Source organism: Gillisia marina (assembly GCF_000258765.1).
Classification (GTDB): Bacteria; Bacteroidota; Bacteroidia; order Flavobacteriales; family Flavobacteriaceae; genus Gillisia; species Gillisia marina.
The window spans coordinates 15,284-40,689 of sequence record NZ_AJLT01000025.1 but is presented as its reverse complement, the minus strand read 5'-3'; the positions used below and the strand labels follow the sequence as shown (position 1 = coordinate 40,689).

Sequence of the window (25,406 nt, the reverse complement as noted above, 5' to 3'; positions counted from 1 at the left end):
ATTTAAGTATTTGCTTAAATAAGCGAATTATTATACATTTGATTTTTAATTCTTTATTATGAAACTAGAAATAACTTGTACGCGTGCTCAAGCTGATCATAAACAACTACTCAATTGTAAATCTACACTTAACAGTATGGAGAGCAGTTTTAAAAATATGACGAAATTATTGTCTATTGCCGGAAACGATGTGCGCTTAAAAATTCTTTTTCTGTTGAATATGGAGCAGGAATTATGTCCTTGCGATATAGCAGATATTTTAGATATGAGCATTCCAGCCATTTCACAACACCTTCGTAAAATCAAGGATGCTGGCTTTATAATCTCAAGGCGCGAGGGTCAAACGCTTTATTATTCTTTGGTTAAGAGTGAAACTGAAGTATTAAACAACATTTTCACAACGATAAAATCATCTAAAAAAATTGCTTAAAATGGAGTCTACTCAAAACAAGTCTAACAAAGTAGCTTTTGCAGCCACGTTAACAGCACTAGCTGCTTCTTTATGTTGTATTACACCTATCCTCGCACTTGTTGCAGGAACGAGTGGCGTTGCATCTACATTCTCTTGGATGGAGCCGTTTAGACCTTATTTAATAGGTCTAACATTATTAGTATTAGGATTTGCTTGGTATCAAAAATTAAAACCAAAGACTAAGGCAGAAATAGATTGCGCTTGTGATGATGACATACAACCTTCATTTTGGAAGTCTAAATTCTTTCTGTTTTTAATAAGTTTATTTGCTATCCTAATGCTAGCGTTTCCCTATTATTCAAACATATTTTATAGTCAGCCTAATAAGGAAATAGTAATTGTATCACAATCAAAAATCGAGAAAAAAATCTTTGAAGTATTTGGGATGACTTGTCTAGGTTGTGAAGCACATGTGGAGAGTGAAGTTAATAAATTAAAGGGAATCATCTCTGTCAAAGCAAGTTATGACAATTCAAACACAGTCGTTGAGTATGACAAAACAAAAACAAATGAAGCCGCCGTTATTAAAGCTATAAACAGTACAGGCTACAAAGTTGTTACTACTAAAGATTAGATTGAAATGAAAAAGTATGATGTATTCATTATAGGTTCGGGAATGGCAAGTATGACCGTTGCTAATAAATGTGCGTCCAAGGGTTTAAGCGTTGGAATAACTGATGAATTACCATACGGCGGCACCTGTGCTTTAAGAGGTTGCGATCCTAAAAAAGTAATTATAGGCGCCACTGAGGTTAGAGATTTTGCCACAAGGTTAAAAGATAAAGGAATTGATACTATCCCCACTATTAATTGGGAAGACATCATGACCTTTAAACAATCCTTTGTAAATGCGATGCCCCAAAAAATTGAAAAAGGATATAAACATAAGGGAATTGATATCTATCATTCTTCAGCCAAGTTTGTAACTAAAAATACTTTACAAGTAGGTGATGAAACCATCAAATCTGAAAAATTCGTAATTGCCTCTGGTGCTAAGGCAAGAGAATTGGATTTTAAAGGTGGTGAATATGCAATGTCAAGTACAGATTTTTTAAATCTGAAAGAATTACCGAAATCTATATTGTTTATAGGTGGTGGTTACATAGCTTTTGAATTTGCTCATATTGCAGCTCGTTGTGGCTCTAAAGTAACTATAGTTCATCGTGGAAAGAAACCATTGGAAAAATTCGATCAAGATATTGTAAGACACTTGATTGCCGCTACCAAACAATTAGGTATTCAACTTATATTGGAAACAGAAGTGACCGGCATTATAAAAGATAAAAACCAATATCGAGTTGAAGGGACATCCCTAAATAAAATTAATCATTTCGATACAGAAGCTGTTTTCAGCGCTGCGGGTAGACTTCCTGCCATATTCAACTTAAATTTAGAAAAAGCCAACATTCAGTTCACAAAAAAGGGAATTAACGTCAACGAGTTTTTACAAAGCACTTCTAATCCAAACATCTATGCTGCGGGAGATGCAGCAGACTCTAAAGGACTTCCTTTAACCCCCGTAGCTGTTTTAGAAGGCCATACCGCTGCTTCAAATATTATTAAAGGGAATTCTAAGGAAGTAAATTATCCCCCAATGCCAACTGTGGTTTTTACCTTGCCAAGTATGGCATCTGTTGGTTTAAATGAAAAAAAAGCCAAAGAAAGAGGCTTCAACGTTCAGGTAAACTATGAGGAAGCTAAAGATTGGTTTAATGCGAGACGCTTAAATGTTCAAGAGTATGCCTTCAAAATAATTATTGATAAAGATGAGCAAACAATATTTGGCGCTCATTTAATTGGACCTCATTCTGAAGAAGTGATTAATATTTTTGCGATGGCAATTAAAACTAAAATGAAAATTAACGATCTAAAGACCATGATATTTTCCTATCCCACATTGGCTTCTGATATCCCACATATGCTTTAATTAAAAATTACAATGAAAACTATATTAGAATCAATAATCACTTGCCCGCACTGCGGATCTGAAAAGAAAGAGGAAATGCCAACAAATGCTTGTCAATTCTTTTACGAATGTAAAAGTTGCAAGCAAATTCTAAAGCCTAAAGAAGGTGATTGCTGCGTATATTGTACTTATGGAAGCCTTCCTTGCCCACCCATTCAGGAAAATAAAACGTGTTGCTAGGGAGCCTGAAATAAAAGAAAGATCTCTTCTAAAAAATGCTATGCTCATGTGCACCTGATATATTAATTTTATTAGTATAACAAAAAAAGCCCTTGATAAGATCAAGAGCTTTTTAAATATAATATTTTAAAGACTAGTAGAAACGAGCTCTGTTATCCTCGATCTCTGCGTTTTCTTTTAAAGCTTCAAACACTCTAGAAACTACAGCTTGTCTTCTTTGTGAAGCTTCTCTCATTGCAAAGCTCTTATAAGAATCCATTTTTGGTGCTGCATTTAAAGCAACCACTTCCACTACATACACTCCTTTATCTCCAGAGATCGGTTTGCTTACCGTTCCCGGTTTCAAAGAAAATGCAGCTCCAACAACTGCCGGTTCATTACCCGCACCCGCTAAAGTAGGGTTGTTTAAATTGATTGCACTTGCAGTTTGAATACTTACACCATTATTCTTAGCGATTTCAGCTAAAGATGCTCCTTCTGCCTTTTCTTTTAAAAGTTTCGCTTTCTTCTCCTTTAATAAGATAGGTGTTACCGTTGCAGATGCTTCTTCAGATGACATTACACCTTTCTTTTTTACAGCCGTAACTTGCGCTACAACATATCCTCCGGGAACTTCAAATCTCTTAACATCTCCAGCTTTTACATCATCTTCAAAAGACCATTGTACAATTCTTCTTTGAGCTCCAACTCCAGGAATATTCTCGTCTAAAACTTTCATTCCCTTTACGGTTTTCACTTCATAATTCTCGGTTTTAGCAACTTCCGAAAAATCTTTATCTTTTGCAGCGATCTCAAACTTAGTAACCTTCGTGTAAAGGTCATTCAAAGATTTTTCTGATGGCTCGATCTCTCTAGCAATAGTCGCCAGTTTCACACCGCGCTCTTCAGCAGTTTTATCTTCAATAGAAATAACATGGTATCCAAAATCAGATTCTACAACTCCGATTTCTCCCTTATTATTATTGAAAACATAGTCGTTGAAATTCTTGATCATAGAACCAGGTCTAAAAAATCCAAGATCTCCTCCTTTATCTTTTGAAGCGATATCTCCTGAATATTGAGCCGCTAAAGCTTCAAAACTTGCTTTGTCCTTTCTTACAACTCCGGCAATACTATCTGCAAGTGCTTTTGCTTCTTCTTTAGTTCTTAAAGTTTCAGCAGCAGTTGGCAAACCTTTCCAAGAGATCATAATATGGCTTGCTTTTGCAGAATCTGCAATTTGAACAGCTTCAACCATTTTAGTCACTTTCCAATATCCACCTTCTTTGTAAGGTCCGTAAGTTTCACCTTCATTTAAATTAAAAATCTGGTCGGCGAAAGATCCTTTTAAATCACTTTTGAATAAAATTCTATCCTGATATTGAATGTCTGAATTTAGATTTACATATGCTTCTACATCACTTGCTTCTTTAAAGCTTGGCAATGTATCGTTCTTGTTAGAAGCTGAATTGAATTCAACTCTACTGTTAAGAACACTTGCAACTACTGTTTTTGCTTCACTATCGTCTTCTTTAGATGCTTCTTCAGGGAAGAATACAAATTGAATATCTCTAGTTTTCTCTACTTGAAATCTTTCTGAATGCTTCTTCACATAATCTTTAATCTCATCTTTAGAAACACTTACTTCAGAATCCGGAATACTAGCGTATGGCAACTGTACAAATTTAAGATCGATGTTATCGTTCTCCATTTTATAAGCTTGCTCTCCTTCTAATAAGGTAGCTCCAATTCCGGCTCTAACCATATTATAGTAGATATTTTCCTTTGCATTTTCTGCTATAGAATTCTCGTAAGCAACCCACTGATTATATGCTTGCGGAGAAGTAGCTTTTAAATTTGCTACATATTCCTGCAGTTTGTTCTCATCGAACATTCCAGCTTCGTTCACGAAATTTGGATTTTGAGCTAATTGAAGACGAAGCAATTGTCTTACCTGAGCTTCACCTACATTAATTCCAAGCTTTTCAAACTCTTCTTGTAAAACAACTTCACGAAGTTTTAAATCCCAAACCTGATTTACAACCTGAGAAGTAGTTGCATTAGGTCCCATGTTTTGTTGGTAAGCATCTACCTGTCTGGCAAAATCTTCTCTACTTATCTCTTCTCCATTAACGGTTGCCACCACATTTTGTGATTTTTGTGAGCTTAAGCCTCCATTACGAATCACATCGGCAAGAACGAATGAGAATAATGCCAATGCAATAATGATGATAAGGAAAACAGACCGTTGTCTAATTTTATTTAATACTGCCATTTGTAGTTATTATTTATCTAATATAGTGGGCGAAAATAGTGTTTTTAACCTAATTATAAAACTTAAAATTTGCAAAATATTAACGCAATTAATTTTTTAGTTTTTGTCTTTTAATTCCAGCTCTACCAATTCTATTTTGGTATTGGTAGCATCAAGGATCTTAAAGTGGTAGTTATTGATCTTTACCTCTTCATCTATTTGTGGAATTTCTTCGGTATGATTAGTTATAAAACCTCCCAGCGTTTCATAATTTTCACCTTCGGGAATATCTAATTTGTATGTCTCGTTTAAATAATCCACTTCCAATCGCGCAGAAAATTTAAAATGCTCCTCTCCAAGTTTTTCTTCGATAAGCATAACAGAATCATGCTCATCTTCTATTTCTCCAAATAATTCTTCCACAATATCTTCAATAGTGATCATTCCACTGGTTCCTCCATATTCATCTATCACCACCGCAATACTCTTTCTTTTTTTAATCAGAATATTAAGCACGTCTTTCACCCACATAGTTTCCGGAGCATAAACCACAGGAAGAAGAATAGATTTAAGGGTTTTTGGTTTTTTGAAAAGTTCGAAAGAGTGGATATATCCAATGATATCATCTATCGTTTCATTGTAAACAAGGATTTTAGATAGGCCGGTATCCGTAAAAATCTTCACCAAGTCTTTAGGCTCTACGTTTTGGTCTACAGCTACGATCTCTGTTCTTGGCACCATAACCTCCCGAGATTTGATGTCTGAAAATTCCAGAGCATTCTGAAAAATCTGTATTTCCGAATCCATTTCTTCATCGGACTCTACTGTTTCCAATTGCTCACTTATAAAATTTCCCAATTCTAATTTGCTAAAAGCTAATTGCACCTCATCTCCGTCGGTTTTAAAAAAGCGTTTTAGAATAACATCGGAGATCCAAATAACAAAAGATGAAACAAAACTGAACAAGAAATAGAATAAATAAGCCGGGATAGCGAAGATCTTCAAAAAAGAGTTTGCATAGATCTGAAAAAACACCTTCGGAAGAAATTCTGCAGTAAAAAGAATTACTAGTGTAGAAATAATGGTTTGTGTAAGCAAACTAAAATCTGTTACCATTGCAGTTACAAATCCACTTTCTGAAGGCAAAAGACCAGACAAGACAGCCATAATTAGGTCTCCCATGTAAAAGCCATAAACCACCAGTGCAATATTATTACCTACCAACATGGTAGCAATAAATTTTGAAGGTTTTTTGGTTAGTTTTTTAAGAACATTCGCAAGCAGCCCGGACTGCCTTTTTTCTATTTCAATAAAGATTTTATTGGAAGAAATGTATGCTATTTCCATTCCTGAGAAAAATGCCGAAAGAATTAGGCTACATACAATAATTAGAATTTGGACTTCCATAATAATTAATGCTTGTCATTTTCCAGCTTCTGCCTGAAACGTCTTTTGAAAAAGAACATAAAGATGGCAATCACCACAAAGAAAATAAAAAGATATGCACGATTACGCTCTTCGTTCCAAATCCTGAAGGTTTCGAACAGAAAAAAATGCAGCTATAAATAAATATGCATATTCAAAATATTTAAAAAACTTCATCATTCTTTTTCTCTTCTATTATTTGTATTCCCACATTGGTACGGGAACGAAAATTAGTGAAATTTAAATCGGAATCAAAACCTTGTCCATCATTCCGAGCACCATTTGCAAATAGAATTGTATTGGGTTTATCGGTAAAAATCCATCCCGCTTTTTGATCCCAAAACAGCTGATTTGCCTGTAACTTAGTGCTATCACTAGTCACCAAAACCACATTATCCTGTAAGTCTATCAAGCCGGTTTCATCGTAGATAACACCATAATTAGCTGTAACAGTACTTTTTTTTGAGATCTTCATCAAAAAACTCCACTTGGATTCCCTCTGGAAATTCTCTATATGGAAATTCCATATTGGTAAAATCCAGCATTTTTGGGCTTTTAAGCGTCGCTACCACTCTTCCGGAATCGGTGTATTTTAAATTGAGACCCATCCCGATCGCTTGTGGGTTCTCATCTGGCATATCTAAAGCTCGAACCCGGTTTAGATTGCCTTCACATGAAAAAAGCATTGTCACGGTGATAGCCGTGACAATGCCTGCAATTATTTTTTGATATGTTATCATTGATTTACAATGAAGGTACTCTTACTGTTTCTCCAATCCAACATCCAATTCTCACACTCTGACCTTGTTTTCCAGCTTGGAAAATATCAGATTTTTGAGGTGCTCTTCCTTTATAAGCAGCAACCGTTTGGTTTGCAACACTACTTAAAGAAGGGTCTACACGACCTGCTCTAGATGCATAATCTGCAGCTAACCAATATACAGCTCTCTTATCGAACGTAGTTTGTCCACAGTTGTTAGCGCTTTTTGCAATCATATCTGCAATTTGTAAGTATGCTCTACCTGCAGATGGCTTAGCAGCAAGTGCTTTGTTATAGTAAGTTCTTGCTTGACCGTAACTACCTTTTCTCTTGTAATTGTCAGCTAACTTCATATATACTCTAGACTTATCTGAAGGATTTGTTTCCAATTCTGCAGACTCATTATAATACTTCATCGCTTGAGAAGCATCTCCTTTAGCATCTGCTAATTGTCCTAAATAAAGGGCAGATTTTGCAGATGGCTCTGCTGTATGTAAAGCTTCAGATAATTTAAAAAAGATAGGATCTTCAGTACAATCTTTAGCAGACAATCTTCCAGAAGCTATTTTTAACCAAGCAACATCTGTTTTTCTTTCAGCAAAATCCTTGTTATATAAAGGAATTAAGTTATCACAATCTGCTCTCTGTCCTAACTTAGCGTTAATACTACTTTTAACAGTACTATATGCTTTTAAGTTAATTTCAGAATTTGCAACTAACTGCTTTTCCTTAGCAGATAATTCTTCACCTGCATCTTGCTTAACTAAAAGTGGCGCAAGGAATTCTGCCATTTTATTTTCTTCTTCTTCTACTTTAGAGATTACCTCATCGTAGTTTTCAAATACATCTTCCAATGTTCTTGTTCCTTCATCTTGAAGATCTACTAACAAAGAAAAGTAAGCGTATAATGCTCTCGCACTAGTAAAACTTTCTTTATCTGCTTTAAAGGCTGCATCGAAAGCTTCAAATTGCTCTTCCTTAGTTCCTATCCCATTCTCATACTTAAGCATTGCGATATCACCTTGTACTTCACCAGCACTTGTTTTAGAAGGGTAATACTTCAAACGATCGTTCATAAGATCTATAGTCTCTTCAACTAATTTTGTTTTATCAGCACCATTAGCTTTAGACATTTTATCTTTTAAAACACGATCTAAGTACTGGAAAGTTGCCAAACTATAGGTAGGGCATTTTTCTTTTACTTCCATTAAAGGCGCATATGCCTGATCGTATCTTTTTGCTTTTGCGTCATCGTATGCCAAGGCCGCCTTAGTTGCACAATCTACGTTAGATTGAGCATTAACTAGACCAGAGCTTAAAAGCACTCCCGACAGTAGTAATATAAATTTAGTTTTCATGTTTTTGTTTTTATAGTGGTTAATCAAATTTGCGTTGTACGAACCATTTATCATTTAAAGACAAACTTATTGAAAGTTTAAAAAAGTTCTCCTGAATTAAACCGGAATTTGTTGTACCGCGCTGTCCATACTCAATTCCTATGTTTGCATTTGTAAAGTTTCGTCCTGCTGGTAATCCTACTCCAAAAGATATGCCAAACTCATTTATCCCTTCATCACTAAGGTTAAGACCCGTTTCTTCAAAACGTAAACCTGCACGATAAACCACTCTACTAAAATAACTCGTTAAAGAATTATATTCTGGAATATAAAATCCACCTACTCTATATTGAGAGGCGTTATCATATTGCACCTCTGCAAAAGAGTTTCCAGAATTAAAATTATAATCGCTCGCAGAAATTCTTCCATACTCTGCTCCTAAAAACCATTTGTTCGTTGTACCAATTCCGGCACCAAGTGTTAATTCGGATGGTAAGGAAAGATCTCCCTGCGGAAACGTTTGCTCAGATTCTTCCACTACAACTTCACTTCCATCTGCTCTAAAAGAAATTGTAGCAATATTACTCATTTTCTCTGCTGTAATATCCATTTGCGGAGCGTAGGTAGCAACAGTATATAATTTTAACTTCTCATTTAAATCCCTTTGGTAATCCAAACCGAAATTTAGATTAAAACCTCGAAGGTCTGTTCTATTAATTTGTCTAGATCCAAATTGAACACCACTTTGAAGCGTTGTAAAGTTATTCTGAATATTTCCAAAATTATAATTTACATCCATACCTACACTTAAATTATCATTAACTGCATAACCAGCGGTTAAAAATACTTTATTCATTCCACCGCGACCGGTAAATCTATTGGAAGTCTCTTCATCTACTTCTAAGATTCTATAACCTACCGAAGTATATGGAATTAAACCCAATCCAAAATTCAGTTTTCCAGTAGGAAGTCCTATTGCTAAATAGTCTAAAGAAGTTGTTCTACTAGACTCACTTTCGTTGTCTGTTTTTAATGCTGTACTTTGGTGACTTCCTCCAACCGTAAAAGTGGTTAATCGTAGTCTTCCATAAGAACCGGGGTTTCGCAAGTTTAAATGAATACTATCTGAAAACATGCGGATACCTCCCATAGACTGATTTTCTACAGTACCTTTAAACTTCGTAAGGCCAATTCCGTAAAATGAATAAGGGGATGATGTTCCTTCTTGTGCAGCCGATGCAACCGTAGTTAATAAGGCCACGATTATTATAAATCGTTTAATCATTGAGATTTATTAAATTCTAAAATGTAATTCAATCCTTCAAGGAGAAAATTTGAGTTCGCAAAGATGCTATTTTTTAATCGTTTACACAAAAATACTGAGTCTCCACCTGTCAAAATAATTGTTAAATCTTTAAACTGAGAGTTATACATAGAAATCACCCCATCAATTTCCGCAGTAATCCCAAAAATCACGCCAGATTGTATGCTTTTAATAGTCGTATTTCCAATTAGATCCACAGCTTCCTCCGGTTCTAATAACGGCAAGTTTTCCGTAAACGTATTCATTGCCTGATATCGCATTTGTAAACCGGGAGAAATAGCGCCTCCTAGATATTCATTTTCGATGTTTTTAATATCGAAGGTAATACAAGTCCCGGCATCAATTACGAGTACGTTTTGATTAGGATATAATTTGCTTGCAGCAGACACCAATGCTATTCTATCATTACCCAGAGTTTTGGGTGTAGCATAAGAATTTGAGAATACCTGAGGTAACTCTTGATCCAAAACAACCATTTTATAGTCTTCCTGGAGTTTTTGCAACCACTTGGAAGGTGTTTTTGATACCGAAGAGACTAAAACATCCTTTATATTTGGAAAGCTTTGTTCTAATTCTTCAAGATTTTTAAAAAAAATTTTGCTTGAGCGCTATTTTTTTATTGACTAACACATCATCCTGAAATACAGCCATTTTCACCAGCGTATTCCCTATATCTATCACTAAATTCATAGATTCTAATTGAAAAAGCGAAGTTACAAAAGCATTTTTTTTAATTTTTCCTTTGTGGGTTAATAAAAATGAAATTATATTTGCACCCGCTTGAAAGGCTTACTGCAAGTTTTAAAGCAACTGGTGCCTTAGCTCAGTTGGTAGAGCAAAGGACTGAAAATCCTTGTGTCCCTGGTTCGATTCCTGGAGGCACCACCTTAAAAACCCCTTGATAAGAGTCTTGGGGTTTTTTTAATTTATAAAGGTTTTTTTAATAAAAATTAAACTAATCTTGGATCTTTAGCCGTTTCTTGACGAATCATCCAGGCTAGATTAATGGATATATAATCCAATTCATTTACCACTTTTCCAAAACACAAATAAATTCCATTACCGCGCAAAGGATATTTTTCAGCCACTTTTGGAAACTGGACAGTATCAAAAACATCACTATTTTCATCTAAAAAAGTCCCGAAATACATATTTTTATTATTAACCGTAGTTGTTCTTTTTACAGTAATTAAATTCCCGTAGATCAAAACATCCTGCCCAACATAGTTCCTTAAATCTTTAGCTTTTACAGAGTCTTCAGTTTTGTTCTTTAACAATTTAAAATGACTACATAGCGGAAATCCCAGCAATTCCATCTGATCGAATGCATTAATTAAGCTGGAATAAGAGAACTGTGGCAACACAAAATCCCTATGTTGGATTTTAAACAAAGGTGCTTGTGCAAATTTTGGCTTAGAGCTACTTAATTTAAAATGTGCTTTCCATAATAATTCATGTTTATCTATTCCTGTAAATCTAAACGCATCTATCCTAACTAAAATACGCAGTTGTTCTATAGAAATAGAAATCCGATCTACAAAATCATCGAAAGAAGTAAAAGCTCCGAAGAACTGTCGATTTTCTAAAATTTGTTGAATCAATTTAACTTCTAACTCTTTTAAATAACCAAAGCCTAGATAAACATCTTTACCAAAAATAACATTGGGGTGATCACTTTTATTGATACACGGAGCGTGAACAATACCTCCACATTTTCGAATTTCCTGCACATAGGTTTCTTTTGAATAAAATCCGCCTCCATTATTGAGTACCGCAACCATAAACTCCAATGGGAAATAACATTTTAAATACAAGCTTTGATAACTCTCCACTGCATAAGAAGCAGAATGCCCCTTTGGAAAAGCATAGCCGGCAAAGGATGAAATTTGCTCCCAAACCTCAGTTGTTAAAGTAGAACTGTAGCCTTTTTTTTTACAGTTATCCCGAAAGTTTTTTTCAATTTTTTCCATTTGCCCTTTCGAGGTCTTTTTACCACTCATCCCACGTCGTAAAACATCGGCATCATCAAAACTTAAACCTGCGAATTGATGCGCAACCTTCATTACATCTTCTTGGTATACCATGATGCCATAGGTATCCTCCATAATCTCATACATTACGGGATGTGCTTGCTTTCTGCGTTCTGGATCTCGATGGCTTTTTATGTATTCTTCCTTCATGCCCCCGCTAGAAATCCCGGGACGAATAATTGAGCTGGCAGCTACCAAATTCAAATAATTATCGGTTTGTAATTTAATGAGCAATCCTCGCATTGCAGGAGATTCTACATAAAAAACACCCATGCAGTCTCCTACCTTAAGCAAACTATTAATTTTTGGGTCGTTTTTAAAAACTTCTACATTATCAATATCTAAGATCTCAGCATCGGGCTGATTTTCTTTAATGATCTCAATTGCATCTGTAATTTTTGAGAGGCCTCTTTGGGAAAGAATATCAAATTTATGAATGCCCACATCTTCTGCAATATTCATATCAATTTGAATAGTTTCAAAACCTTTTGGCGGCAAGAAAGTCCCGGCATAAGTATAAATGCAATCATTTAAAATACAGATCCCGCCTGAATGTACGCTCAAATAATTGGGGAAGCCTTCAATTAGAGAACTGTACTGAATTACCAATTTTTCGACCTCATCCAGTTCAGAATAATTAAAAAGCCCACTTGAAAGTTTATCGATATCCATTTTAGGCAAGCCAAAAACTTTCCCCAACTCTCTAGATACTGCTCTTCTTTTAAAAGTAACATAAGTCCCCATTAATGCAGTATTCTTATATTTATTAAAAATATACTGCGTGATATTATCACGATCTTTCCAAGAGAAATCTATATCAAAATCTGGTGGAGATTTTCGATTTTCATTGATAAAGCGTTCAAAATACAACTCCAATTCTATGGGATCTACATTTGTGATTCCAAGGATATAGGCTACAATAGAATTTGCACCACTGCCCCGACCCACGAATTGAAAATTTTGAGATCTTGCATAATTCACAATATCCAGATTGATCAAAAAATAAGACACAAACCCCAATTTGATAATTGCGTCTAACTCTTTAGTTACTCGATCTTCAATTTTTTGAGTTACTATAGAATAACGAGTATAAATTTTTTGTTCACATAAATGCTTCAGTTCTTCAATATCCTCTGCTTTATTTTTTCCGTAGACTAATAAATTTCGATTTTGCCCCGTTCCAAATTTGAAATCCACCTTACAATTTTCCATCAATCTGCGAGTATTCTCTAAAATATGCTCAAAACCTGTGAAAGAGGCCTCTATTTCTGCTATATCCAACATTTGATCTGAAGATGAACCTTGCTCGCTTTTTGGCAATTTACTTAGTAAGGTATTGTTGTCTATCGCTCGTAAAAGCCTGTGTGCATTATAATCCTTTTTACTCCGGAAGCTAACGGACTGTAGCAGCACCAGTTTGGTAGTGAATTTTAAGTAATTAGAGAACTTTAATTTCCGCAAACTTTCAACCGAGATACCAATAAATTCATTCTCACTAAAAATGGTTTTTTTGAGAGCCGTTACTTTTTCGAAAGGATAAATAACATAGCAATCTGGTAATAATGGGGCTTTAGCTGCAAATTCTTTTTTGATGTGAAGATGTTTGGATAAATGTTCATTAAGTTGCCGAAAGCCATCATTGTTTTTTGCTATTCCAACATATTGCTGCGAAACCCCATTTCTAAAATCTATTCCAACCAACGGCTTAATTCCATACTTTTTAGCAATTTTCAAAAAACTAAGACAACCGGAAGTGTTATTAATATCTGTAAGTGTAAGATGTTTAACCTTATATTTTTGAGCAAGCTCACACATGGCTTCTACAGAAAATGTTCCGTAGCGCAAAGAGAACCAAGTATGTGCATTTAGATACATTATAACAGTTTATGAATTAAATAGTTTTTTACTGTTTTCGATGCGCCAAGACCGTTGGTGGCTCACCATTAAATGGATTCGACATACGACCTATGGTTTTAGTATCCATAGCAATAGCACGCATAATACTACGCTCCCCATATTTATTTTTTATTTTATCAAGGGAATTGTATAGGTTCAACATTTCTTCGGAATCATCAAAAAGGTTAATTTGATAATTCCCACCCGCCAGTCCGCTGAATTTCACTCCTATCAACCTTATTAATAATCGACGATTATAAAGTTGTTTAAATAATTCTTCCACTTTTGAAATAAGAATATGGTCGGCACTGGTGTAAGCAATCTTAGCTTGTTTGGTATAGGTGTTAAAATCTGAATATCTAATCTTAACACTTACATTAGAAGTAAGTTTATTACCTCTTCGCAGTTGATAGGCCAAACTCTCTGCCATCGCAACTAGAGTTGCATGTAGTTTTGATACATCTATAGTGTCCCGAGAAAAAGTACGCTCTGTGGAAATGGATTTCCGATCATGGAAAGGAATAATAGGAGAATCATCTATGCCTTGTGCACGCTTCCAAATTGTTCGTCCATTCTTGCCTAACACACTTTCCAGCATTTCTACCGGCATTTCTTGAATCACTCTAATTTCACGAACTCCTAAATTCATTAAAACCTGAAAAGTTTTGTTACCAATCATTGGAATACTTCTAACCGAAAGCGGTGCTAAGAATTTTTTTTCTTCTCCATAATCAATAATTTTTTCAGCATTAGGCTTAGCTACTCCTGTTGCTATTTTAGAAACCACTTTGTTTTTAGACAATCCAAAGGAAATAGGCAAACCACTCTCTTTGATAATGGTTTGGCGAAGTTCATGGGCAAATTTTTGTATCCCAAAAAACTTATCCATTCCACTTAAATCGGCATAAAATTCATCTACACTTGCTTTTTCGAATGATGGAACTTTACTTTTAATAATATCCGTCACTATTTTAGAATGTTGCGTATAGGTACCGGCATTGCCTTTAATGATAATTGCCTCAGGACATAGTTGTCGAGCAAACTTCATAGCCATTCCAGAGCGCACTCCAAAAGCGCGGGTTTCATAACTACATGCGGCTACCACACCGCGATCTCCAATGCCTCCTACAAGTATTGGTTTTTTTTCCAATTCAGAATTGAGATGACGTTCTACAGACACGAAAAAAGTATCTAAATCGAGATGAATAATGGATTTCTCTTTCATGATTTTGGAATTATTCCTATAAAATGGAATTATTCCAAAATTAATATTATTTTTTAAATTCCGCTATCGCTTTAAAACTTAAAAATGTTAATGTTGATAAGTATCTAAATTCAATAAACTGAACTTTCGAAAACATCACAGATGGATTTGCTTGGGACGTGTTAATTTAAAAGGGAGGAGCTATTTAAAAATAGCTCCTCCCTTTTAAATTAACTAAGTTGTATCTAGATTAAGATCTGTTTATATCAGATATAATTTCACGTATTAGATTGATATCTTCAATTTTTTTTCTTTCTTTTTTCCATGTTATCTTTTTCTTTTATTCTGGCAACGAACTCCGGATGATTTTTTTCAATAAACTTTTCAAAATCTTCAGCATTTCTAAAAAGGTTAAAACTATTATCATGTTTGTTGTAAACCAAACCTTTTAAACGCCTACTGGCAACAGCCGCAATGTTACCTCCCAAAAGCTGAGCATTCTGACTTGAAAAATAATCCTCAAAATATAAATATTGAGACCCCGAGTTAATAGCCTTTAAATGATAATTCCCACCATCAACCATTTGTCCTTTATCTTTTTTTGGTAAATTTTTCATTATATCAGCCACACTTATATAAATATCTTTCCCGTCAGAGAATGCAAATTCCTATTTCATCCTTTTTTCCGTAGTTGCAGAAAAAAAACGATGCGAAATGGTATCATTTCCTGTTTTTATAGTAAAATCTGCTTTAGAGCCGGAAGGGGAAGTGCTTTTAAAATCCTCAAAAGTTTTATAGATTCCTTCAGGATATTTTCCCTGTAAAGAATTTCCATTTTGCGCAAATGATGCGGATAACCCACAAAATAGAAGGAAACCGTATTTAATCAGTATATTTTTCATAATAGAAGAATTAAATTTTAAACCTTATTCCTGCTCCTAAATCGAATCTTGAAAGACTCTCAACATTTTCATCTTCCAAATTAATAGTGTTTTCAGTAAAACCATCATTTACTTTTAATTTGGACAAGCCTCCACCAGTTAATGAAGCCTGAGCTCCAATTGAAAGATATTTAGACAGGGCAAAATCGTACCCTAAATCTATTGCTGCTCCCAACGTTGATCCCTTTATGTTCACATTTCTATTCACTAAAAGAGATTCGTCCAAATAGGACATATATCCAAAACTAAAGGAGCCAATAAAACTATGTTTAGAATTATTCAATGCATATTTAGACATAAAAGAAGGGCCTATAAAATTTATGGAGATATCATCTGAAATAGTTCCCTGTACGCTACTTCCATCGTTAAAATCTACCTGCATGTTTCTTAAAGATTCCTGAGAAGCAAAGCGACTATACTTAAGGCCTAGTGCCCAGTTGTAGTTTACAAAATAGGAAGCATCCAAGCCCAACTGTAGCCAGATTTTAAGTTTTTGGTGTAGTCCCTTAAAACTGCTGGAATTTCATTAGAAACCTTTCCGGTTCTATATCCAAAACCTGCATGTGTTGCGATTCGTAATTTTTGCATTTTAGAATCAGCATCGTTTAAATCCTGCCCCATACTTGGCAAGACGAACAGAAGTAATAAAAAAGATAGTTTTTTCATTTCATTAAATAGATTGTTTTTAAATTATAACACTTTCGTTTTTAGCGGATTAAATGTAGATCAAAAAACAATACAAAAAATTTTTATATGAAAAATTTCATCGCTCTTTTCGTTATTTTATTTTGAAGTAAAAACAGTGCTTAAATTTTCTATTTAGGATAGAATTCTGAAGATTATAATTTGTCTATTCTTGATGCCTAACGGCAACTTGCTTAAGTTTTTCTACGCTTAGAGGCTTACTTAAAAAACCTGAGACTTCTTTATACGACTTTGCTTTGTCCCTATCTGAATGTGCAATAGAGGAAGTAACTATATAAATGATGGTTTCCAGATGAAAATTTGGTCTATGAAAAATTAAACTGTCCAAAAATTGCCAGCCATCCATTTGAGGCATATTGATATCCAGTAGTATTAATTTTGACAGGTAATATTCAGAAGTTTTTTTATTTCACCGCGTTTTTTACTGTGTTTTTTTCCATAAAAAAGGAGCCCAAGGCTCCTTTAGGTCATTACAGCAATTTTTAAATCTCACTTTTCCTGTACCGCTTTTTACTCTCTTAGTACGAACATCAAATCATCTTTTCTCTGCACGTTTTAATAAGTACTGTCCGTATTCATTTTTCTTTAAAGGTTCGGCCAATTTTATTAATTGCCCCTTATTGATATACCCTTTTTCATAAGCGATTTCCTCTATACAAGCTACTTTTAAACCTTGGCGTTTTTCTATGGTATGAATAAAATTTGAAGCATCCAGCATAGATTCGTGTGTTCCGGTATCTAACCAGGCATATCCCCTTCCCATTAATTCCACCTTAAGTTTTTCGTTTTTTAGGTATGCTTCATTTACACTGGTAATTTCCAGTTCTCCCCGGCTACTTGGTCTTACATTTTTTGCTATCTGCACTACGTTGTTTGGATAGAAATAAAGACCAATGACCGCATAATTACTTTTTGGGTGCTTTGGTTTTTCTTCAATACTAATCACGTTTCCATCATTATCAAATTCAGCAACACCATAGCGCTCTGGATTATTCACATAATAGCCAAAAACAGTAGCTTTACCATGTTGCTCCACATTTTCTACAGATTGCTTCAGCATTCCGCTTAAACCATGACCGTAGAAAAGGTTATCCCCAAGCACTAGGCATACATCATCGTTCCCAATAAATTCTTCCCCAATTATAAATGCCTGGGCTAATCCATCTGGGCTGGGCTGAATTTTATATTCGAATCGCATACCAATATCAGAGCCATCTTTGAGCAGCTTCTCAAAATTTGGGAGATCCTCTGGAGTAGATATAATGAGTACTTCTTTTATTCCTGCCAACATCAATACAGATAGCGGGTAATAAATCATAGGTTTATCATAAATGCTAAGCAACTGCTTGGAAACCCCTTTTGTAATTGGATATAAGCGTGTCCCAGAGCCTCCGGCTAGAATAATTCCTTTCATACTCATTAATTGTATTGATTCTTATAATAATCCTGATATTTCCCCGAAGTAACCCCATTAAACCAATCCTCATTTTGCAGATACCAATCGATGGTTAGCTCCAAACCTTCTTCAAAAGTAACAGATGGTTTCCAGCCTAATTCTTCATTAATTTTTGATGCATCTATCGCATAGCGCTTATCGTGCCCAGGACGGTTCTTGATATATGTGATCAACTCTTCAGAAGATCCTTCTGCTCGCTTTAATTTCTTATCCATGATCTTGCAAAGCAACTTTACAAGATCTAAATTTTGCCATTCATTAAAACCACCAATATTGTATGTTGCTTTTTTATTGCCCTTATGAAATACCAGATCAATCGCAACGGCATGATCCATAACATACAACCAATCTCGGGTATATCTCCCATCTCCATAGACTGGCAATGACTTTTTTTTGAACTATATTATTTATAAATAATGGAATAAGTTTCTCCGGAAATTGGTTTGGCCCATAGTTATTGGAACAATTGGTAATTACATAAGGAAGCCCATAAGTTTCCCCATATGCCCGCACAAAATGATCGGAACTGGCTTTTGAAGCTGAATAAGGAGAATTAGGGTCATAGGAAGTGGTTTCTTTAAACAAACCTGTCTCTCCTAGAGTTCCGTAAACCTCATCTGTACTAATATGATAGAATTGTCTATCTGCCCAATTATTGGCCCACAGTTCTTTAAATGCATTCAAAAGAATCATGGTTCCCAATATGTTTGTTTTTGCAAAAACCAATGGACCTGTGATAGACCTGTCCACATGAGATTCGGCAGCTAGATGAATCACATCATCAAATTGGTGTGTGTTAAAAAGGGCGGTAATATAATTCTCATCTGTAATATCACCATGAAGAAAAGTATAATTTTCTTTACCTTCAATATCTTTTAAATTTTCAAGGTTTCCCGCATAAGTCAAGGCGTCTAAATTATAGATGTGATAATCTGGATATTTGTTAACAAATCTTCTAACTACATGAGAACCTATAAATCCTGCTCCTCCGGTTATTAATATTTTTTTCATGACCAATTTAATACAATCAAATTAATACAACACACTTCACTCCAGACGTAAAATTAAATTTTTATAGGGTTCTCTACTAATAAAACTGCTTTAGATTGGAAACCCTAACATTTTAAATATTTAAGGGAGCCATTCAAGAGCATCCTAAATATTAACTTATTTTAATTGTAAAGACTTATAAAACCTTGCTAGAAGGAAAAGTCTCCTTTAGTTTTTTAGTCATAAAATTGAGAAAAATCATGTAATTGTAGGCCCAAAACCAAGATTTCAAAAAAATAATTAAAATACAAAGCGTTGGTGAAGAAATAGCTTTACCTATCGATGCCTAACGGCAATCTCCTTAAGTTTCTCTACGCTTAGAGGCTTACTTAAAAAGCCTGAGACTTCTTTATACGACTTTGCTTTGTCCCTATCTGAATGTGCAATTGAGGAAGTAACTATATATATGATGGTTTCCAGATGAAAATTTGGTCTATGAGCAATTAAACTGTCTAAAAATTGCCAGCCATCCATTTGAGGCATATTGATATCCAATAGTATTAATTTCGGAAGATCATATTCAGGAGATTTAAAATCTTCGAAAGCTTCTATTCCATCATTATAAAAACAGATAGAGTTAAATTGACCCGTACGTTCCACAACCTTTTTCACAATAAGCTGATAAATTTGATCGTCGTCTATAATACAAATGCTTTCTCTCATTTAAAATGTATTTTAAATACGGTTCCTACACCAACCTCACTTTCTACAGCTACCCTACCACCCATAGCTTCTATTTGGTTGCGGGTAATAAATAATCCCACTCCTCGAGAATTTGCAGTTTGAGTAAATGTCTTATATAACCCAAAAATCTTGTCCCCATGCCGCTCCAGATCTATCCCGACTCCATTATCTGCAATCTCTAATACCCAAATTTCATTTTCTTTATAACCAGTAATCGAAATCTCTAATTTCCTTGTTGGCTCCCGGTATTTTAGCGCATTTGTTAGAAAGTTTAATAAAACACTTTCCAGATAGGCAGAATTAAAAGGAACTATCATATCATCCGGCACATCCCTAGTAATTACAGCTCCTTTCTTAGTAATTTGCATTTGCAAAAGATCTATTGTCTTATCTATAAAAGTGTTTATTTGTAATGGCTCGACATTAAGATCTAGATTTGTATTAATGGAAACCACCTCATTAAGGTCATCTAAAGTATGGTTTAAAGCACTCCCTACTTTAGAAAGTAAATCTATATAATTAAGCTTCTCTTCCTCCAACGATGTTGTATTATAAAGGCTCAAGATAGCCTGAATATTACTGGAATGAGACCTTAAATTGTGGGAAACTATATAAGAGAAATTTAATAATCTCCTATTTTGCTCCATAACGGTTTGATAGCTTCTATTTAAATTAATCTCAGCCTCTTTTTTTTCACTAACATCTCTAAAATTTCCTACAATTCCATTAATATTAGGATCATCTAATAAGCTGGTTATAGTAGATTCTGCCCAACGCCATTCCCCTGCTTTATTTAGCAATCTTATTGGATCTCCAAGAAATGGTTGCTTAGGATTTTGAATTGCTGTTTGTATTTGTTTTTGAAAAGATTTAAAATCTTTCGGATGGACTAACGATCCTAAGTTAATGGCTTTAATTTCCGCCTCAGAGTATCCAGAAAGCTTTTCTCCGGAAGGAGAAGAATACAGTGTCCATCCTTCTTCAGAAAAAATTGTTACCACCTCGGCACCATTCTCTACAAGTGCACGATATCTTTGTTCTTTTTGAGCCAGTTCTTCCTGCGCAAAAACCCTTTCGGTTATGTCTTCTATAATTGAGATATGTGTATTGCCCGATGAGCCTTTTTTCCATAGTGGGGTCACCGAAAGTTTGATCCAAACTATATTTCCGCCCTTCTGAATTAATCTTTTTTCTAAACTATATTCCCTTATACTTCCCGTTGATAACTGATTCATTAAAGAAACATTTTTATCGATTTCTGAAGGATGTGAAATATCCTTAAAATTCATATTTCTCAACTCGGCATCGGTGTATCCGGAGAGCTCCCTAAATTTCTGGTTGGTCTCCAAAAACCTTCCTGTAGCAGTTTCTACTCGAACCATCCCAACTGCTGCTTGATTAAAAATTGTTCGGAATTTTAATTCGCTATTTGCTAATTCTCCTGCTTGTGCATTTACCAATTTCTGAAGCCTATCGGGTTGTTTAAATAAGAGAATCACCATCCAACTTAACCAGCATGCGAATAGAAGCATAAAAAAAGCTAAAGGAATTAGTTCATAAAACGATTCCTTAGGATTCTTAAGTGCTATATAAAACTTCCAATCTCCATCGGGCAAAACAATAGTTTCTGAAACCTGATATTCGGAATTTATTTTCTTCGGAAGAAAAAATTGCTCCTTTTTAGTTTCAGTGTCTACTTTAGAAAATTGAAACAGATATTTTTCTCCGGTTAATTTTTTCAACCCTGCCAATTCCAGGAGATTTTCTAGCTTAATTATTACAGCTGAAAAACCCCAAAATTCATTATTTTTAAAAACAGGTAATCTTCCAACAACGGCAGTTCCTCCTTGTTTTAAATTTATGGGTCCTGCGAAATACATTTTCTTCGCATCTATTGCCTTAAGAGCTTCTTTTCGGGTGTTAGGATCATTAAGAATATCATATCCTATTACTGCCTTATTTCTTTCGTATGGATACACCTTTTTAATAACCCCACATGGCACCAACTGGATATCGTCTACAATTGGAAATTGTTTTAATAATAAAGGTGCATTCTCCTCAAAATTTTTAATCTCTCCCTCATCATTAATTAGCAGAGCCATACTCAGCGCAACAGAATAGCTGTCTTTGAGCAAATGATTTAAGTTTTGCTCCACAAGCCCCATTACATTAATCATTCCCCGCTCTTCAGCCTCTCGAATAATTTGATAGCGCTGAAACAATAAATAGAACCCTAATAATAAAAGAAAAAAGAATGCTAAAATTCCCGCTAGAATTGGGCGGGAAAATACTTGTTTTTTAAAAAAACGAGAACCTTCTTTCGGGCTCATGTAGGATAGGGTGTAAAAATAAGTTTCTTAAAATTTTACTAAATATAAAGAAATTAAATATTATGATACCAATTACTCGCTTTTTTAATAAAAAGCGTTACGAATCGGTCTTCATAGACTTTAAAAAGTATTTTGGATTCACCCCATATTTTTCTTTGAAGATCTTAGAAAAATAACTTCTGTTATTTAATCCAATGGCAAGAACGATCTCAGATATGTTCTTTTCAGAATTCATAAGCATATCCTTCGCTGCCTCCAGCTTCACATTCTGAATGTATTTATTTACAGTTAGATCGTATACATATTTAAAACCTTCCTGAAGCTTATTTACATTGGTACCAGCTTCCTTTGCCAAATTCTCTACTGTTAAATTACTAGATAAATCCCCCGCAATTCTTTTGGCAACATAATCCACTTTTTGAATGTCTGATTTCCTTAAAATTTTAGGCAGTTTATCTTCAGCTTCATCATCTTGATATTGAGCGATCTGCACTACTAGCATCTCGAAAGACTTTCCTTCGAGAAAAAGAGACCTTAAAAAGCCTGAATGTTCTTTCTCATTCATTTCTTCCATGAGATCGGCTGCTTTCATACTATAATTTCCTTGGTAGAAAAATTGATGTTTTGAAACCTCATCCTTAAACAGCTTTTTTAAAGTGTCATCTAAATCTTGAAAATTATAATTTGACCGATGAGAAAAAGTAGCTCGTATTATTTCTAAGCTAGAAACATGGGTTTGCACGTTCGCCTTAAAATATAAGACGTGTCCATTATATCCACTGCTGGAAACTACAATATTCTGATATGCATCGATTTCGTGCATCTTTTCACCATCCTGAAAAGAGTGTGAAACAGAACCTTCAGAGCAAAAAATAAATTTTAATGGGTGTATGCTATTTAGTGTAAAATGAATTTCTACATCCTCATAAAATTTGCAATTGTAGGAGATCACTCCAATTCCCGAGTCGAAACTTGAAGCATGTACAGTACCTTCTCCCAATTCTTTGGGTATGGTCAAAATCTGTTCCGCTCCATCATTATCCAACGGGACATTTAAAGACTCTGAAATGTCTTGAATTATTTCATTAACCGGTAAGGTCTTAACTGCAATTTTCATAAAAACAATTTTCTAAATACAAAGCTAAAATTTTATTTTACATAAATTTTAACTTTTATTCGTTACTACCCATTCATCTAAATGGCAATCAAAAATAAGTCAAGCTTTCAGATATTACAATGTAAATAGTAAATAACAGCAAGATTAATGTGTATAACGTTATTCGTAACTTTATTAATGCAAAACCTTAAAATGTTAAAAAAAAGTTAATTTTTTTGATTAATACCATTAAGAATTTGTTTTAAAACGGTAATTCATCAATGAAAAAATGAACAACTTTACCATTCCAAAAAGGTCTTTTTAAATTTTTGATCCTATTGGCTAAATATTTTAATATGGTCACATTATTTATTTTACTAGCATTGGAGGTTTTACTTATTGTATTTGTGACCATCTTTTTTATTCGAAAGAACAATTAGATCTTTCGAAGAATTATCCAATTCACATCATTATTCCTAATTACTTCCCAATCTTATTTCATTATTTTTTTATACTCTAATTTTTTAAATACCTTGTTGCACAAGTTTTAAAGCGATACATGGAACTAAAGATTAGATATACAAAGACCCTAAATCAATTAATTTTCCTTAAAAATTACCGTTTTGGTAATTCCTCGATTAATTATAAAGATTACTGCGATCTTAAAAAATCTTTTCCCTTTCAAAAAACCTAAATTGCTTTAAACACGTAAGTATATCGTAGAGTTTACGATTAAAGAAACATGTTATAAAAGATTATTATGTCTAAAACCTATTACGATCCAGCCGATTTAAGAAAATTTGGAAATATTACTGAATGGAATGAAGAGTTAGGCTCAAAATTTTTCGATTATTATGGAAAAGTTTTTGAAGAAGGAGCTCTTTCCGCCAGAGAAAAATCTTTAATTGCACTTGCCGTTTCCCATGTGGTACAATGTCCTTATTGTATAGATGCCTATACCAAAGACGGACTGCAAAAAGGAATCGACAAAGAAGAAATGATGGAAGCTGTGCACGTTGGAGCTGCTATTAAAAGTGGCGCCACATTGGTTCACGGAGTCCAAATGATGAATAAATACGATAAACTAAGCATGTAATTTGCTGAAAGTAGAAATCAAAAACTTTGAAAAATTTTGATAGTTATCTGTAGAAAAATAATATTAAAAATTAAAGCATAGCCATTACAAATTAGACCCTCATTGAGGGATTAATACTACCGGTTTACTTTTTTATAATACTGAATTAAAAAAATATGGCTTTATTAAAATCTTTGGCAGCTAGAAAAGATGACCTTTCAAGTCCCGCCAATCAATTGGAATTTTTGAGCAATGGAATCTTCAAAAAAGGAGAATTACCTACGTTTAAGGATAAAATCGCCGAAACAAATCACTTCCCCCTAAAACCTAAAAAACTGGAGATTCTCCAGTTGAATTTAGGGTATATGTGTAATCAAGTGTGCTCTCACTGCCACGTAGATGCCGGGCCAGATCGTAAAGAGATCATGACCAAAGAAACCATGGAGCAATGTCTTGAGGTAATTAGAAACACTGGGGCACATACTTTAGATCTAACCGGGGGAGCACCAGAGATGAATCCAAACTTTCGTTGTTTGTGGAAGAAGCTTCTAAAGCAGGGATTAAAGATTTCATTGTGCGCTCTAATCTTACAATTATTTTAGCGAACAAGAAATATCATGACCTCCCCGAGTTTTTTAAAAAACATCGTGTTCATGTGGCATCTTCTCTTCCGTTTTATAAAAGAGACAAAACAGATAAGCAACGTGGCGATGGTGTTTTCGATAAATCTATTAAAGCATTGCAAATGCTTAATGCTGTTGGTTATGCACAAGAAGGAACCGGCCTAAAGTTGGACTTGGTTTACAATCCATCTGGTGCTTTCCTTCCTACCAATCAGCAAGCTTTAGAGCAGGATTTTAAAGTGGCCTTAAAAGAAGATTTTAATATTGATTTTAATAGCTTATTTGCAATTACCAATCTTCCAATAAGTAGGTTTTTAGAATACCTTATAGCCTCCGAAAATTACGAAGACTATATGTATGCTCTTGTAGAGGCTTATAATCCTACTGCTGTAGAAAATGTAATGTGTACCAATACCATTTCTATTAGTTGGGATGGCTGGTTATATGACTGCGATTTCAACCAGATGTTGGATTTAAAAGTGGCAAGTAAAGTTCAACATATTAGCGATTATAATGAAGACCTTCTAAATGACCGAAATATCATTATTTCGCAACATTGTTATGGATGTACTGCTGGACAAGGAAGTAGTTGCCAAGGAACGGTAGCATAATTTTAGTC

General features: G+C 34.5%; 23 protein-coding genes, 1 tRNA gene and 2 pseudogenes. 7 read left to right on the top strand and 19 right to left on the bottom strand.

The genetic code is table 11. The annotated features are described in order from the left end of the window. The first annotated feature begins 58 nt into the window (after positions 1–58). From ON07_RS08220 to ON07_RS17100, 4 genes are read left to right on the top strand one after another with little or no spacing between them, the layout of a single operon-like run. On the top strand, positions 59–430 hold the full coding sequence (locus ON07_RS08220) for an ArsR/SmtB family transcription factor (RefSeq protein WP_029331703.1): 372 nt from the start codon (positions 59–61) through the stop codon (positions 428–430). Position 431: 1 nt separating this feature from the next. Continuing rightward, positions 432–1,046 (top strand): mercuric transport protein MerTP, encoded by a 615-nt coding sequence (merTP, locus tag ON07_RS08215; protein ID WP_010229929.1) that lies wholly within the window; start codon positions 432–434, stop codon positions 1,044–1,046. A 6-nt stretch (positions 1,047–1,052) separates the two neighbouring features. Then, complete coding sequence (locus ON07_RS08210) at positions 1,053–2,399, top strand: dihydrolipoyl dehydrogenase family protein (protein WP_010229927.1); 1,347 nt, start codon at positions 1,053–1,055, stop codon at positions 2,397–2,399. A gap of 12 nt (positions 2,400–2,411) precedes the next feature. Further along, positions 2,412–2,618: a GDCCVxC domain-containing (seleno)protein gene (locus tag ON07_RS17100; protein WP_081483384.1), complete on the top strand. Its 207-nt coding sequence runs from the start codon at positions 2,412–2,414 to the stop codon at positions 2,616–2,618. A 133-nt stretch (positions 2,619–2,751) separates the two neighbouring features. On the opposite strand, the gene ON07_RS08205 is transcribed toward ON07_RS17100, so the two are convergent. The 7 genes from ON07_RS08205 to ON07_RS14945 form a co-directional block, all read right to left on the bottom strand. Next, positions 2,752–4,872, bottom strand: a complete 2,121-nt coding sequence (locus tag ON07_RS08205) for a peptidylprolyl isomerase (protein ID WP_010229925.1) — start codon at positions 4,870–4,872, stop codon at positions 2,752–2,754. A gap of 96 nt (positions 4,873–4,968) precedes the next feature. Beyond that, a complete protein-coding gene (locus tag ON07_RS08200; protein WP_010229924.1) occupies positions 4,969–6,258 on the bottom strand; it encodes a hemolysin family protein in 1,290 nt (429 codons plus the stop codon). Between the two features lie 181 nt (positions 6,259–6,439). Then, complete coding sequence (lptC, locus tag ON07_RS17765; protein ID WP_316928118.1) at positions 6,440–6,751, bottom strand: LPS export ABC transporter periplasmic protein LptC; 312 nt, start codon at positions 6,749–6,751, stop codon at positions 6,440–6,442. Next, complete coding sequence (locus ON07_RS17760) at positions 6,717–7,016, bottom strand: hypothetical protein (protein ID WP_316928117.1); 300 nt, start codon at positions 7,014–7,016, stop codon at positions 6,717–6,719. Before ON07_RS17760 ends, lptC begins: the two co-directional genes overlap by 35 nt. Positions 7,017–7,020: 4 nt before the next feature. Then, positions 7,021–8,394, bottom strand: a complete 1,374-nt coding sequence (locus tag ON07_RS08190) for a tetratricopeptide repeat protein (protein WP_029331700.1) — start codon at positions 8,392–8,394, stop codon at positions 7,021–7,023. A 19-nt stretch (positions 8,395–8,413) separates the two neighbouring features. Beyond that, entirely contained in the window at positions 8,414–9,658 is a 1,245-nt protein-coding gene (locus ON07_RS08185) for a membrane protein (protein ID WP_010229919.1), read from the bottom strand. After that, positions 9,655–10,248, bottom strand: coding sequence for a type III pantothenate kinase (locus ON07_RS14945; protein ID WP_316928119.1), 594 nt, complete (start codon positions 10,246–10,248; stop codon positions 9,655–9,657). Before ON07_RS14945 ends, ON07_RS08185 begins: the two co-directional genes overlap by 4 nt. 261 nt (positions 10,249–10,509) lie before the next feature. On the opposite strand from ON07_RS14945, the gene ON07_RS08175 reads away from it, so the two are divergent. Further along, positions 10,510–10,582, top strand: a tRNA-Phe gene (locus tag ON07_RS08175). A 65-nt stretch (positions 10,583–10,647) separates the two neighbouring features. Here ON07_RS08175 and ON07_RS08170 read toward each other — a convergent pair. The 12 genes and pseudogenes from ON07_RS08170 to ON07_RS08120 form a co-directional block, all read right to left on the bottom strand. Continuing rightward, on the bottom strand, positions 10,648–13,602 hold the full coding sequence (locus tag ON07_RS08170; protein ID WP_010229913.1) for a DNA polymerase III subunit alpha: 2,955 nt from the start codon (positions 13,600–13,602) through the stop codon (positions 10,648–10,650). 28 nt (positions 13,603–13,630) lie between these two features. Continuing rightward, complete coding sequence (gene dinB, locus ON07_RS08165) at positions 13,631–14,848, bottom strand: DNA polymerase IV (protein ID WP_010229910.1); 1,218 nt, start codon at positions 14,846–14,848, stop codon at positions 13,631–13,633. A gap of 278 nt (positions 14,849–15,126) precedes the next feature. Continuing rightward, a complete protein-coding gene (locus tag ON07_RS08160) occupies positions 15,127–15,444 on the bottom strand; it encodes a hypothetical protein (RefSeq protein WP_155807191.1) in 318 nt (105 codons plus the stop codon). A gap of 51 nt (positions 15,445–15,495) precedes the next feature. After that, complete coding sequence (locus tag ON07_RS08155; RefSeq protein WP_010229903.1) at positions 15,496–15,729, bottom strand: hypothetical protein; 234 nt, start codon at positions 15,727–15,729, stop codon at positions 15,496–15,498. Positions 15,730–15,739: 10 nt separating this feature from the next. Next, complete coding sequence (locus ON07_RS08150) at positions 15,740–16,240, bottom strand: autotransporter domain-containing protein (RefSeq protein WP_155807189.1); 501 nt, start codon at positions 16,238–16,240, stop codon at positions 15,740–15,742. Beyond that, a complete protein-coding gene (locus ON07_RS16475; RefSeq protein WP_010229898.1) occupies positions 16,213–16,434 on the bottom strand; it encodes a hypothetical protein in 222 nt (73 codons plus the stop codon). Before ON07_RS16475 ends, ON07_RS08150 begins: the two co-directional genes overlap by 28 nt. A 184-nt stretch (positions 16,435–16,618) precedes the next feature. Further along, positions 16,619–16,840, bottom strand: coding sequence for a response regulator (locus ON07_RS08145; RefSeq protein WP_262486218.1), 222 nt, complete (start codon positions 16,838–16,840; stop codon positions 16,619–16,621). Positions 16,841–17,008: 168 nt separating this feature from the next. Continuing rightward, positions 17,009–17,887, bottom strand: coding sequence for a glucose-1-phosphate thymidylyltransferase RfbA (gene rfbA, locus ON07_RS08140; protein WP_010229895.1), 879 nt, complete (start codon positions 17,885–17,887; stop codon positions 17,009–17,011). 5 nt (positions 17,888–17,892) lie between these two features. Beyond that, positions 17,893–18,940 (bottom strand): annotated as a pseudogene (rfbB, locus tag ON07_RS14940) (dTDP-glucose 4,6-dehydratase). Positions 18,941–19,255: 315 nt separating this feature from the next. After that, positions 19,256–19,642, bottom strand: coding sequence for a response regulator (locus ON07_RS08130; protein ID WP_010229890.1), 387 nt, complete (start codon positions 19,640–19,642; stop codon positions 19,256–19,258). Beyond that, the gene (locus ON07_RS08125) at positions 19,639–21,993 is read right to left on the bottom strand and encodes a PAS domain S-box protein (RefSeq protein ID WP_010229889.1); all 2,355 of its coding nucleotides are present in this window, start codon (positions 21,991–21,993) and stop codon (positions 19,639–19,641) included. Before ON07_RS08125 ends, ON07_RS08130 begins: the two co-directional genes overlap by 4 nt. Positions 21,994–22,090: 97 nt before the next feature. Next, positions 22,091–23,110 (bottom strand): helix-turn-helix domain-containing protein, encoded by a 1,020-nt coding sequence (locus ON07_RS08120; RefSeq protein WP_010229888.1) that lies wholly within the window; start codon positions 23,108–23,110, stop codon positions 22,091–22,093. 739 nt (positions 23,111–23,849) lie between these two features. Here ON07_RS08120 and ON07_RS08115 point away from each other — a divergent pair. Then, positions 23,850–24,185, top strand: coding sequence for an arsenosugar biosynthesis-associated peroxidase-like protein (locus ON07_RS08115; RefSeq protein ID WP_010229886.1), 336 nt, complete (start codon positions 23,850–23,852; stop codon positions 24,183–24,185). Positions 24,186–24,340: 155 nt separating this feature from the next. After that, a pseudogene (gene arsS, locus ON07_RS14935) lies at positions 24,341–25,398 on the top strand (arsenosugar biosynthesis radical SAM (seleno)protein ArsS). The last annotated feature ends 8 nt before the right edge of the window (positions 25,399–25,406 follow it).